A 13,053-nucleotide genomic window follows, 5' to 3' on the forward strand; every position below is an offset into this window, starting at 1 on the left:
CGCACGGCAACTGAAGCGATGCGCAAGTTCATGTGCGCGAGCTTCACTTCTTGAAGTGTTCAGCCGGCCCTGGCACCGCTCTCAGCGTTCATCCCGCAAAAAGCCAAGGCTGATCAAGCAAACGCGCGCCCAGAGTGCGCATCGCCATGTCACGACCAAGCCGCACCGGCCCGACCGCATGAAAGATGTCGCCGTTGCGCCGCGCCCTTGCTTGCACCCGTGCGTTGCGCTGCCAGCGTGCCTCGGCGTAGCGGCGGAAGGCGGTCGGCACGTCTCGCGCGCCGCCGTCGCGCAGCGCATCGGCCAGCGCCATCGCATCTTCGATGGCCATGCCGGCGCCTTGCGCAAGGTAAGGCAGCATCGGATGCGCGGCATCGCCGAGCAAGGCGATGCGGCCGTCCGCCATGTCGCCAGCCGAAGTCAGCGGGGCACGATCGAACAAGGTCCACGCGCGCCACGAGGGCATGGCTTCGAGCAGCGCCTGCAATGCTGCGCCCGTGTTGCCGGTGGCTTGCTTCAGGGCGTCGAGGCTGCTGGCCTGATCCCAGTCGCGCGCGTCGCCTGCGGGTGCCGACTCTGCGACGACGATCACGTTGAGCGCAGCACCTCCGCGCACCGGATACGCCACCGCATGCAGCCGCGGCCCGAGCCAGACATCCACGCGATCGACGTTGCGCAGCGCAGCCGGCAGCGACGACATCTCGACCAGCGCGCGCCAGGCCGTGTGACCAGTGGCGCGCGGCGGCACGTCGTTGGGCACGACCTGCATGCGCACGACGCTCCACAAACCGTCGGCGCCGATGAGCGCATCGCCTTCCCAGGCGCGCGCGTCGTCGGTCGCCACGCAAACGATGTCGTCGCCCGTTGCGATCTCGGTGATGCGCGCACCGCCGTTGAGAGCGTCGCTCGCATCACGCGTGCGTACCGCATCCACCAGCATCGAGTGCAGATCTGCCCGGTGCACGCAAAGGTAAGGCGCTCCGTAGCGCTCCTGCATCGTCTCGCCGAGCGGCAATTTCGCGATGGCGGCATGGCTGCCTGCGCTGCGCACCACGAGCGTCGTCGGGCGTGCAGCCATGGCCGCCAGGGGCACGCCAAGGCCGAGCGCCTGGAGCCGTCGTGTGGTGTTCGGGCCGAGCTGCACGCCTGCACCGACTTCGTGGAAGGCATCGGCCTGTTCGAGCACCTCGATGCGGTGGCCTCGACGCGACAGCGCCAGCGCGCTGGCCAGTCCGCCGATGCCGCCGCCCGCGACGAGGATGCGCGCGGGCATCGACCTCAGTGCGTTGTGAGCGGCTTGGCGTCGGCCTTGCCGCAAGCACCACAGGTGTCGCAGGCGCCGCAGCCGGAGCTCTTCGCGAGCGATGCCGCGAGCTGGTCGGCACGCGCCTGATTGACCAGCCCCGCTCGGTGCGTGCCGCTGGCCAGCTTCTGCGCCGCGCTGCGGCGCCAGCCGGCAGGCATCCAGCGCCACGTCGCATACAACGCGGCAAAAGCGACGATCAATGCGACGACGATGTTCTGGGTCATATCAACTCCGACTGTTCAGCCCCAACCAAGGGCCACCGCGATGCGGTATGTGATGAAGCATGCGCCATACGCCAGCGCGAACAGATAGCCCGCCATGATCCAGACGTATTTCCAGCTGGCCGTCTCGCGCTTGACGGCGGCCAGCGTCGAGATGCATTGCGGCGCAAAGACATACCAGACCAGCAACGACAACGCCGTCGCCAGCGACCAGGTGTGCGCGATCAACGGCTGCAGCTGGCTCGCAACTTCTTCGCCGGTCGCCGAGAGCGCATACACCGTGCCGAGCGCACCGACAGCCACCTCACGCGCCGCCATGCCCGGCACCAGCGCGATCGAGATTTGCCAGTTGAAACCGATCGGCGCGAAGATGTGCTCGAGCCCGCCGCCGATCATGCCGGCCAGGCTGTACTGAATAGCGGGCCCGGTCGCACCATCGGGCGGCGACGGAAAGGTCGACAGAAACCACAGCAGGATGGTCAGCGTGAGGATGATCGTGCCGACGCGTTGCAAGAAGATCCATGCGCGCTCGTACAAACCCAGCGCCAGATTGCGGATGCTCGGCCACCGATAGGCCGGAAGCTCCATCAGCAAAGGCGAGTGCGACTGGCTTCCTCCGCTCTCCCTGAAGCGCTTCATGACCCACGCCACCGCCATCGCCGACACGATGCCGAAGACATACAGCGCGAACAACACCACGCCCTGCAGGTTGAACACGCCGGCAACGCTGCGCTCCGGAATGAACGCCGCGATGAGCAATGCATACACCGGCAGCCGCGCCGAGCAGGTCATGAGCGGCGCGATCATGATGGTTGTCAAGCGGTCGCGCCAGTTGCTGATGGTGCGCGTCGCCATCACGCCCGGAATAGCGCAGGCGAAGCTCGACAGCAACGGAATGAACGAGCGCCCCGACAGGCCGACGGTGCCCATCACGCGGTCGAGCAGGAAGGCTGCGCGCGGCAGGTAGCCGGAGTCTTCGAGGGCGAGGATGAACAGGAAAAGGATCAGGATCTGCGGCAGGAAGACGATGACGCTGCCAGCCCCGGCAATCACGCCATCGGCCAGCAGACTTTGCAGATGGCCCGCGGCCATGTGCGTCTTGACGAAGGTCCCGGTCGCTTCGGTGACCGCCTTGATAGCGTCCATCGGCACGTTGGCCCAGCTGAACACGGCCTGGAACATCAGGAACAGCGTGACCGCCAGCACCAACATGCCCCACAGCGGGTGCAGCACCACCCGGTCGATGCGGTCGCTGGTCGCCAGGCTGTCCATCGGCTCGCGCACCGCCAGGCCGAGGATGCGGCGCACTTCACGCTGGGTTGCCAGCACATCGTCCAGCGCAGGTGCTTGCCAAGGCACCGGCGCGGCCGCCGCCACGGGCGTGTCGAGCGCGGCCAGCAATGCCTGGGCACCGTCGTTTTGCACGCCGATCGTTTCGATCACGGGCACGCCCAGTTCGCGCGACAGCACAGCTACATCGACCGTGATGCCCTGCTTCTTCGCCATGTCGGCCATGTTCAGCGCCACGACCATAGGCAAGCCGAGCTTTTTGGCCTCGAGCACCAGCCGCAGGTTGAGCCGCAGATTGGTCGCGTCGGTCACGCACACCAGCAGGTCGGGCAAGGCCTCCTTGCTGCGGCCGGTGACGACGTCGCGCGTCACGGCTTCGTCGGCACTCAGCGCATTCAGGCTGTAGGCGCCCGGCAGGTCAAGCACGAAGATGCGGCGGCCGGCGGCAGTGCGCAGCGTGCCTTCCTTGCGCTCGACCGTCACGCCCGCATAGTTGGCGACCTTCTGGCGACTGCCCGTCAACAGGTTGAAGAGCGCGGTCTTGCCGCAGTTCGGGTTGCCTAGCAAGGCGATGCGACCCGGCTGGCCTTTGGGCGCGAAGCCGCCGGGTCCGCTGATGACGGCGTCAACCATGGTGCTCGGCGCCCGGCGTCACGCGAATGAAGGCGGCCTCGTAGCGGCGCAGTGCGAAGGTCGTGTGGCCCAGGCGCACTGCAAGTGGCTCACGCCCGGGCGCGCCACTGGCCACGATGCGAACCGACTCTCCCGGCACGAAGCCGATTTCGGTCAGTCGCAGCACCAGCTCCCGGTCTTCCGCACCCGTCGGGCGCAGCAGGTCCAGCACGGTCGCCCATTGATGGCTAGGAAGCTTGTCGAGGCTGAGCGCGCTCGACGGCAAAGCGGCCGCCGATGCCGCAGCAATCGTTGTTGTCGTCACCCGGATATCCACAGATCAAAACGAGAATTATTCTCGAAAACTCGATCAACGTGGAGAGAACGGTTATCGATACAGTAAATCTGGAGGTGAAATGCGCGTTTTAAGGCCTCCGTCAGGCCCCGGTCAGGCTGCTAAAAGCTGTCTCAACACGAACGGCAAGATGCCGCCGTGCTTGTAGTAATCGACCTCGATCGGCGTGTCGATGCGCAGGCGCACCGTGACCTCCTGGTGCGAGTTGTCGGGCCGATGAACCACCAGCTTCACGTCCATCTGCGGCTTGAGTTCGCCGCCGATGACCACGTCGATTCGCTCGTCGCCGGTGAGCGCAAGCGTTTGCCACGAATCGGCGCCACGGAACTGCAAGGGCAGCACGCCCATGCCGACCAGGTTGGCGCGGTGGATGCGCTCGAAGCTGCGTGCAATCACCGCTTTGATGCCCAGCAACTGCGTGCCCTTGGCAGCCCAGTCGCGCGATGACCCCGTGCCGTACTCCTCGCCGCCGAACACGACCGTCGGCACCCCCAGCTCGATGTACTTCATCGCCGCGTCGTAGATGAACATCTTCTCGTTGCCGGGCTGAAAGCGCGTCACGCCGCCCTCTTCCTGCGTGCCCTTGTCGTCCGGCGGAATCATCAGGTTCTTGATGCGCACGTTGGCGAAGGTGCCGCGCATCATCACGTCGTGGTTGCCGCGGCGCGAACCGTAGCTGTTGAAATCTTCCTTCTTCACGCCGTTGGCCTTGAGCCAGATGCCCGCAGGCGAACTCTCTTTGATGGAGCCGGCGGGCGAGATGTGGTCCGTGGTGATCGAGTCGCCGAACAGCGCCATGACCCGCGCCGACTTGAAGCCCGCATCGGCGGCATGTGGTTTCATCTTGAAGCCGGCGAAGAACGGCGGCTCTGCGATGTAGGTCGACTCGGGCCAGTCGTACACCTGGCCGCTCACGCCCTTGATGCTGCTCCACAGCTTGCCGGGGTTCTCCTTGATCTGCTCGTAGTTCTTGCGGAACGACTTGGCATCCATCGCGTGGCGCAGGTTCTCGTCGATCTCGGCCATCGTCGGCCAGATGTCGCCGAGGTACACGTCCTTGCCGCCCTTGCCCTTGCCGACGGGTTGCGTCATCAGGTCGACCATCACGTTGCCGGCGATGGCGTAAGCCACCACGAGCGGCGGCGATGCCAGAAAATTCGCCTTCAGGTTCGGATGAATGCGCGCTTCGAAATTGCGATTGCCCGACAGCACCGCGGCACCGACCAGATCGTTCTTGCTGATGACCTCGTTGATCTCGGGCGACAGATCACCGGCATTGCCGATGCAGGTCGTGCAACCGTAGCCGGCCAGGTAGAAGCCGAGCTTTTCGAGGTACTGCAGCAGGTCGGCCTTGACCAGGTAGTCGGTCACGATGCGCGAGCCGGGTGCCAACGAGGTCTTCACATGCGGCTTGACCGTCAGCCCTGCCAGTACCGCCTTCTTGGCAAGCAGGCCGGCCGCCAGCATCACGCTCGGGTTCGACGTGTTGGTGCACGAGGTAATGGCGGCGATCAACACGTCGCCATTGCCGATCGTCACGCCGCTGGCTGGCGCTTTGGGGGCCGACGCCACGGAATGCGCAGCGGCCTTGGTCGACCGGTTGGCCACCATTTCCACGACCTCGCGTGGCGCGCCGGCCTTGGTCGGCGGCTGCTCTTTTTCTTCCACCGATACGCCTTCGTGTGCCAGCGGATAACGCATCCTCAATTTGTTGGCCGGCTGGTTGAACCCGTTGGCTTCGTTCGGCTTGCTGAACAGTTCCGAAAACTTGGTGGACATGTGGCCGAGGTCGATACGGTCTTGCGGGCGCTTGGGGCCGGCCAGGCTGGGCGTGACCGTGCCGAGGTCGAGCCGCACGATCTTGGTGTAGTCGAGCTCGCCCGGCGCTGGCATGCCGAACAGACCCTGCGCCTTGTAATAGGCCTCGAACAGTTCGACTTCCTGGTCCGTGCGGCCGGTGCCTTTGAAGTACGCGACCGTCATTTCGTCGACCGGAAAGAAGCCCATCGTCGCGCCGTATTCGGGCGCCATGTTACCGATGGTCGCGCGGTCGGGCACCGCGATCGAACCCGCACCGGGGCCGAAGAACTCGACGAACTTGCCGACCACTTTTTCGCCGCGAAGAATGGCGGTGACGTAGAGCACCAGGTCGGTCGCCGTCACGCCTTCGCGCAGCTTGCCGGTGAGCTCGAAGCCGACCACGTCGGGCGTCAGCATGTAGACCGGCTGGCCCAGCATGGCGGCCTCGGCCTCGATGCCGCCGACGCCCCAACCGACTACGCCGATACCGTTGATCATGGTGGTGTGGCTGTCGGTGCCGACCAGTGAATCGGGGTAGTACACCGGCACATCGGTCTTGTCGTTCGGGCTTGTGTAAACACCGCGCGCGAAGTATTCGAGGTTCACCTGATGCACGATGCCGAAGCCCGGCGGCACGACCCGGAAGGTGTCGAAGGCCTGCATGCCCCACTTCATGAACTGGTAGCGCTCGTTGTTGCGTTGGAACTCCAGCTTCATGTTGAGATCGAGCGCCTTGGGCGTGCCGTAGTAGTCGACCATCACCGAGTGGTCGACCACCAGATCGACCGGCACCAGCGGCTCGATGGTCTTGGGTGATTTGCCGAGCGCCGCGGCCACACTGCGCATCGCGGCCAAGTCCGCCAGCAGCGGCACGCCGGTAAAGTCCTGCAGCACCACGCGGGTGACAACGAAAGGAATTTCGTCGGTGCGCTCCGCGTTGGGCGCCCAGTGCGCCAGCTCGGCGATGTGCGCGGCGGTCACCTTTTGCCCATCGCAATTGCGCAGTACCGATTCGAGAATGATGCGGATCGACACCGGCAGTTTTTCGATGCCCGGGTACGCCTTGGCCAGTTCCTTCAGTGACCAGAACTTTCCGGATTTCCCCGAGGCAGTTTTGAACGTCTTGAGGGCGGAAGAGAAAGCGTGAGCGGCGTCGTGGGCCATGAAAGAACTCCTTGGTTCGGTCGTTGTACCTTGTGTTCTTTAAAGATAGCAGGCTTCGAAGTCAACGGTTGTAGTCGGGGCACCCATCAGCTCCGCCCAGACGCTCAAAGGCCCGACTGCTGAATCAGCACCGACAGCGCACTGTCGATCCAGCCTTTCGCCAGGCTTTCATGCGTGCCGTCGAAATGCACGCGCACTTCATGCACGGCCTCAACCGGTGCAGCGCCCTCGCCTTCGACAAGCACCCGAAACCACGCCTCCGCCGGCTTCAAGTCCTTCTTCGGCGAGGTCGGGTTCAAGGTGATCGGTCCGCCGTGGTCTTGTGCAAGCAGCAGGTGCGGCAATCGGTTGACGGGGCTGTTGTCGATGGCGGTCACCGTGCCATCGAGCTTCTGCGTCCGGCCTTTGACGATGACGACCGCCTTTGCGCCCGCCGACAAGCGCTGCCGATCGCGCTCCGACACCAGCGCTTCGACGCGCCAGCGGCGCCCGTCGACCACCATGGCGATCAGCTGCGTCGGGCCGACCCACGTGCCCGCGCGGAGATCAGGGTCGACATCGCGCACATCGCCGTCACGCGTGGCCACGATGCGCAGGCGCAGCAGTTCGGCCTCGCGCGCACGGCGCTCCGCGTCATAGCGTGACGCGAGCTGTTCGGCCACGGCCAGTCGCGCAGCGCCGTCTTCGACCATGCCGAGCGCACCGCGTGCCGAGCGCGCATAGGCGGCAGACAACGCAACCGCCTTGTCGCGTTCTTCTCCCTGACTCGGCGCGTCGAGTTCGACCAGCACGCCATCGGGGCGGATCGCTGCGCCATTGCGAATGGTGATGTTCTCCAGCCGTGCGGCGTAGGGCGAATACACCGGCTGCTCCGACGCCGCCTTCAACACACCAGGTGCCGAGATGCCGGAAAACAAAGGCAGGAAAAGCACGAGCGCGAAGGCCACGCTCAGCAGTGCACACACCACCGAGCGTCGCCGTGGAATCTCGGCCCGCCTCTGCCACCACACGCGCAACTCCGCGCAGATCGGCCGGCCCAGAAACACCGAGATTTCCACCACGAACAGCAAAATGCCCAGCGCCTTGAAGAAGGCGTGATAGACCACCACCGCGATGCCGATGAACAGTACCAACCTGTAGATCCAGGTAGCGAATGCGAACGACACCAGGAAGCGCCGGAACGATGGCGTAAGCACCTCGCTCGAAGGCTCCTGCAAATCGGGAATCCAACGGCGCAACACGCGCCGAGCCTGCTTGCCGGCGCGCTCGTGCAACCCCGGGAAATCCAGCGCGTCCGTCAGCATGTAGTAGCCGTCGAAGCGCATGAAAGGGCTGGCGTTGACCAGCAGCGTCAGCACCCATGCGGTGGTCGCCAAAAAGAACAGCGCGTTGCGGAAGTTGCCGTCGGGCATGAACGCCCACAAAAAAGTGGACCACGCGGCGAGCACAAGCTCGGCTGCGATGCCGGCGGATGCGATGGCAAAGCGATGACGCGATCGTTCCAGCTTCCAGCTCTCGCCGGTGTCGGTGTACGGCATCGGCCACATCACCAGCAGCGCCACGCCCATGTGCCCCACCCGCACACCGTGGCGTGTCGAAACGATGGCGTGCCCCAGTTCGTGCAACAGCTTCGAGAACACCAGCGCGGAAGCAAAACCGACCACGCCATCCCAGCTCAATGCGCCGCGCAGGTTCGCTTCGACCACGTCGAGCTGGCGCGCCGCAAGCACGATGCCGGTGAGCGCCGCGAGCCCGGTGATGCCGACGAACCAGCCGCTGAACAACCAGCGCACCCACGGCATCGCCACTGCGAGCCAATGCGCTGGCCGCACCAGCGGAATCCGGATGAAAAGATAGTTGTTGAGCAACCAGCGCCACAGCGGCGTCGCCGGCTTCTGGCGTGCAGTTCGTAGCAATTGATGCTGCATCAGGAAACGGATGAACTGATCGACATCGTCCGCCACCGGCGCCAAGGCTGTCGAAGCGTCGATGTCCTGCGCAATGGCTTTTGAAGAAGCCATCTCCCAGCGCTGCAGGATCTCGAACTCAAGCCAGCCGATGCGAAAGAACAGGTTGCGCACCGGATCGCAGATGTGCCATGCGGGTGAGCCGTCACGATTCGATCCGGCCCCGTGGATCTGCAACTCTTCGCGCAATGCGGGCCATGGCGCGGGTCGGGTCACCGGGGCCGCGAGCGCAGCGCTCGGCAACTCCGCGCTCAGCATCCGCACCACTCTCGCACCGCCGCAAAAGGCCGGCGGAACATCAGGTATCCCAGCACCGTCCAGTCGCCTGAAATGCGCGCCGTGCCCCGCAGGCCGATGCGAGCCTGCGCCGATGTGCCTTCGACCGTGCCGCGCAGCAGATAACTCGCCACCCCGTTGGGCGCCTCGATCACCTGGTAGCCCGCGTAGTCGAGCCGCGCTTCGACCGGATCGAGCGGCGCCACGCGCATGAAGAGCGTCATGGCCGCGCCGGGCTTCAGGTTGACGGCTTCGTTCACCGGCGCCCAGGCCTGCAGGCCCAGCACGGTTGGGTCGGCGAGCAAGCCGACGCGCTCGCCGGTTTGCACCGGACGGCCGGCCCAGTCGTTCGGGTCGGAATACACGAACACGCCGGCGCTCGGCGCCTTGATGAGCAACTGGCCCATCTCGCGCTGCAGCGCATCGACATCGACCTGGCGCTCGCGCAGCTTGCCTTCGGCGATGTTGAGCTCGGCCTTGGCCGCCTGCGTCTCGATGGCACGCTGCGACGCCTGCAGCAGGTCGACCCGCGCTGAAGCCAGCGCCGCCTGCGCCACCGCCTGTCGGTTGTAGAGCGTGCTGTCGTCGAGTTCGGCCAGCACCGCGCCGGCTTCGACCGGCGTGTTGGGCTTCACGACCATGCGCTTGATGACGCCCTCTCGCGGCGACGAAATCACCTGGCTGTGGTTGGACACGACCTCTGCTGGCACCAGCGCGTATTCGCGGACCGGCACCAGCAATGCCAGCGGCAAGGCGATCAGCGCCCAGCGAAATGCGCGTCGCGCCCACAAGCCCGACCACAGGGTGCCGACCGATCGGCGCCGCTCGGTCAGCGCCCACCATGCGTGGCCGTACATCGCTGCGGCCTGCAGCAAAAGAAACTCGGGCGCACCGGCATCGAACTCGGCTGGCCAAGGTGTCTCGCGCCCCAGGAAAAGCGCGGCACGTGCCCGGCCATCGGGCCCGGCGAGCGACATCACCCAGACGTGGTCGGGCATCCAATCGGCCCACTGCGCGGCCAGTGCAGACGGCAGCATCGCCGGCGACAACGCAAGAACACGCGCGCTGGCCGGCAAGCCATCGAGTTGCTTTCGAACATGGTTGGCCACGTCTGCGAGCCACAGCGCATAGGGCGAATTGGCGTCGATATCGGCCAGGCCCGAATGCGCTGCCAGCCGCGTGCGCCGGGCGCCGAAAAATCCGACCAGCGCCGCTTGCCGGTAGCTTGCCAGTGCATGGGTCTCGTTGCAGAAAATGAAGGCGAGGTCGGCCGCGCTGGGAGCCGCGTGCACCTTCGCTGCCAGGGCGTGAAACGCAAGGTCTGTCACGAACTATCTCCGGGAGGGCAGCCCGCGCACGCCCTCACAAGGCCGACGGCGCGCGCACTTGCCCGCTCATGCCGGGCAGCACCACACCGGTGGTGCTGGCAAGTTCGGTCTCGATCTCGACGGTCTGGCTCACCGCATCGACGCGGGCGGCGATGCGCGTGACCTTCAAGGCGACGACACCACCGGTTTCGTCGACCTTGCCGTCGAGCTTTTCGCCCGTCTTCAACCACGCGAGCCATTGCGAGGGCACGTTCATGCGCGCCTTGAGCGGGCCACTGCCCACGAGCTCGATCACGGGTGCACCCGGGTTCACGCCCTGCCCCACCTTGACGTGCACGCGCGCGACCTTGCCCGCGAACGGCGCGACGATGGCGCACTGCGCCACTTGTGCATCGAAGATCTGGACCTGGCTTTGCGCTTTGTTCACGTTGGCCGCGGCGAGCTCGACTTCGACCTCGGCGGCCGACTGCAGGCCCTGCAGCTTCTGCTTGGCCTCGTACTGCACGCGGGCTGCCTCGTGCTCCGCCCGTGCAGCACCACGGCGCGCCTGAACTTCGGCGCAGTCAAACGACGCCACGACCTGACCGGCGCGCACGCTGTCGCCCAGACCGACCGGCACCTTCGCGATGCGGCCAGCGACCGAGGCTGAAAGAATGCTCTCGTGCGCTGCGACGACTAAAAATCGGACGGGGGCGACGTTGGCCGACGCCGCAGCCGGCTTCGCCTGTGCGAAAGCGCAAGCGCCCAGGCACACCCCACCCATCCAGAGCACCAGCGCGGCGGCCAGCTTTACCGGCCTTGCCGAACGACACACCGTCATGGCTGCTGCGCCACGGTCGACTCGGTGCGCGCGGCACGACGCACATCACCGATGACCGACAACGTCGCGGCCTCGGCAAACGCACCAAGCGAACGGTCGCTGGCCTCGCTCGGCAGGAAGCTGACATAGTTCTGTTGCAGCAATTGCTTGCCGGCCGGGTCGGTCAGCGTCATGCGCCACTGCGCACGCATCGTCGCTTTCGATTCCATGCGCTGAAAGCTCAGCGTCAGCACCAGTGCATCGGTGCCCTGCCCGGCCACGAGTTCGTTGCGCACCACGATGCGCTCGACCGCGCTACGCACCGCCGCTTCGTTCACGCCACGCGGCAGGTCGGCGATGCGCACCGACACCGGGCGGCTCGCCAACTGCAAGCCCATCGGCCTCAGGAAGACGCTCTTCTCGCCGTCGAGCAGGCTCGCATCGATCGCCTTTGCCAGCGTCGGAATGTCGGTGCCGGTGACGGTGTCGGGCAGCAGGTCGACGCCGACCGAGTTCAGCACGCGGCCATAGGCGGCCTGCGTCGCGGCATAGGCGGTGGCGAGCTGAAAGCGCGACACCAGCGCACGCGAATCGGTGCGCAGCGACTCGAGCTCGCTCTCCAGCCGGTTGCTGGCACCAGCGCGCGACACGCTCGACAGTCGCTGGTCGACACGGCTCGATTCGGCTGCGAGGTCCTGGTCGACCACCGCGAGCTTGTAGCGTTCGACCGACACCCGCACCTGGGTGAGTACGGCCATTGCCAGCGCCTGGCGGCGAGCCTCGTCGGTCTTTTGGCGCGCCTCGTTGGTGCGGTTGATCGCGGGTATCGACGCCAGTCGAAACAGGTCCATCGACAGGTTCAGACCGGTGTCGGACCAGTTGCTGTTGTAGAGATAACTGTTGGAGTCGTACCGTGCACCGGCGTAGAGGTTGAGGCTCGGAAACAGGGCCGCGATCTGCTTTCTGGTTTCATACACACCGATGCGCGCCTTGTAGTCTTCTTCGCGCAATTCGGGCCGGTTGGTGAGGGCCGCGATCTCGAGCTTGTCGATGTCGACAGCGGCAGGCGCGAGGCTGTCTTCTGTGCTCTCGACCAGCGTGAACTCGGTCCCGGGCGGCAGGCTCATGAGGGCTGCCAGCTCGCGCTTGGCGAACTGCATTTCCTGCCGCTTGGCGTTGACCAACGACATCGCATCGAGCAATGCGCGCTGGTAGCTCAGGCCTTGCGTGGGCGGTAGTACGCCGGCGCGTTCGGCCTCGCGCGACTTGCCGAGCGCGTCGTCGATGCGCGTCGCGAGCTGGTCGGCATCGGCGAGCAAGCGCTGTGCGCCGAGTGCGCGCCAGTAGGCGTTGCGCACGTCCTGCACGATGTTTTGCAGGATCTTGCGGCGGCGCTCGTCGGCGATATTGACCTCGTCGCCGGCCTGCTTGGCGCGAAAGTAGCTGATGCCGAAATCCAGCGCGTTCCACGACAGCGTGGCGCGGCCGTAGTAGTGCGAACGTGTCTCCGAGGTCGACGGCCGCAAGCTGATGACGCGGTCCTCGATGCCGACGCTGGTGCCGCCCGAATCGTTGCTGCGGTCGTTGTAGCCGGCTTCGGTGACGAGCTTGGGCAGCATGTCCATGGCGGATACGTCGAGCAGGCCGCGCGCCAGCGTGGTCTCCATCATCTTCAGGCGATAGTCGAGGTTGTATTTGAGCGCCCGTGCCAAGGCATCGGAATAGCTGATCCGACCGCTTACCGGAACCTGGTCCCTGTACATCTGCTCCTGGTCGCTTCGCACGCGTTGTGCCACTTCTTCAGGCGTGACCTTGACGGGGTTCATGCTGCAACCTGCCAGACACAGTGCCGCGGCCAGTGCGGCCCATGTCGGTTTCGACGGAAATTTCGTTGTCTTCACGATGTTGTTTTCGTTCATGGTTCCGGGGGCTTGA

The 13,053-nt window shown here is 65.4% G+C and carries 9 protein-coding genes; all 9 read right to left on the minus strand.

The features are described 5' to 3' along the window. Positions 1-88 precede the first annotated feature (88 nt). A complete protein-coding gene (locus H7F36_RS21540; protein WP_187052680.1) occupies positions 89-1,273 on the minus strand; it encodes an FAD-dependent monooxygenase in 1,185 nt (394 codons plus the stop codon). Between the two features lie 5 nt (positions 1,274-1,278). Next, the gene (locus tag H7F36_RS21545; protein WP_187052681.1) at positions 1,279-1,530 is read right to left on the minus strand and encodes a DUF6587 family protein; all 252 of its coding nucleotides are present in this window, start codon (positions 1,528-1,530) and stop codon (positions 1,279-1,281) included. 15 nt (positions 1,531-1,545) lie between these two features. Then, positions 1,546-3,450, minus strand: coding sequence for a ferrous iron transporter B (locus H7F36_RS21550; RefSeq protein ID WP_187052682.1), 1,905 nt, complete (start codon positions 3,448-3,450; stop codon positions 1,546-1,548). Continuing rightward, a complete protein-coding gene (locus H7F36_RS21555; RefSeq protein ID WP_261802431.1) occupies positions 3,443-3,754 on the minus strand; it encodes a ferrous iron transport protein A in 312 nt (103 codons plus the stop codon). Before H7F36_RS21555 ends, H7F36_RS21550 begins: the two co-directional genes overlap by 8 nt. Before the next feature lie 123 nt (positions 3,755-3,877). Continuing rightward, positions 3,878-6,748: an aconitate hydratase gene (locus tag H7F36_RS21560; protein WP_187052683.1), complete on the minus strand. Its 2,871-nt coding sequence runs from the start codon at positions 6,746-6,748 to the stop codon at positions 3,878-3,880. Positions 6,749-6,852: 104 nt separating this feature from the next. Beyond that, positions 6,853-8,973, minus strand: a complete 2,121-nt coding sequence (locus tag H7F36_RS21565) for an HlyD family efflux transporter periplasmic adaptor subunit (RefSeq protein ID WP_187052684.1) — start codon at positions 8,971-8,973, stop codon at positions 6,853-6,855. Continuing rightward, a complete protein-coding gene (locus H7F36_RS21570) occupies positions 8,967-10,319 on the minus strand; it encodes an efflux RND transporter periplasmic adaptor subunit (protein WP_187052685.1) in 1,353 nt (450 codons plus the stop codon). Before H7F36_RS21570 ends, H7F36_RS21565 begins: the two co-directional genes overlap by 7 nt. Positions 10,320-10,353: 34 nt before the next feature. Next, positions 10,354-11,139, minus strand: a complete 786-nt coding sequence (locus tag H7F36_RS21575; protein WP_187052686.1) for an efflux RND transporter periplasmic adaptor subunit — start codon at positions 11,137-11,139, stop codon at positions 10,354-10,356. Continuing rightward, positions 11,136-13,037, minus strand: coding sequence for a TolC family protein (locus H7F36_RS21580; protein WP_187052687.1), 1,902 nt, complete (start codon positions 13,035-13,037; stop codon positions 11,136-11,138). Before H7F36_RS21580 ends, H7F36_RS21575 begins: the two co-directional genes overlap by 4 nt. Between the last annotated feature and the right edge of the window lie 16 nt (positions 13,038-13,053).

The sequence above is a fragment of the Variovorax sp. PAMC28562 genome (assembly GCF_014303735.1).
Classification (GTDB): domain Bacteria; phylum Pseudomonadota; class Gammaproteobacteria; order Burkholderiales; family Burkholderiaceae_C; genus Variovorax.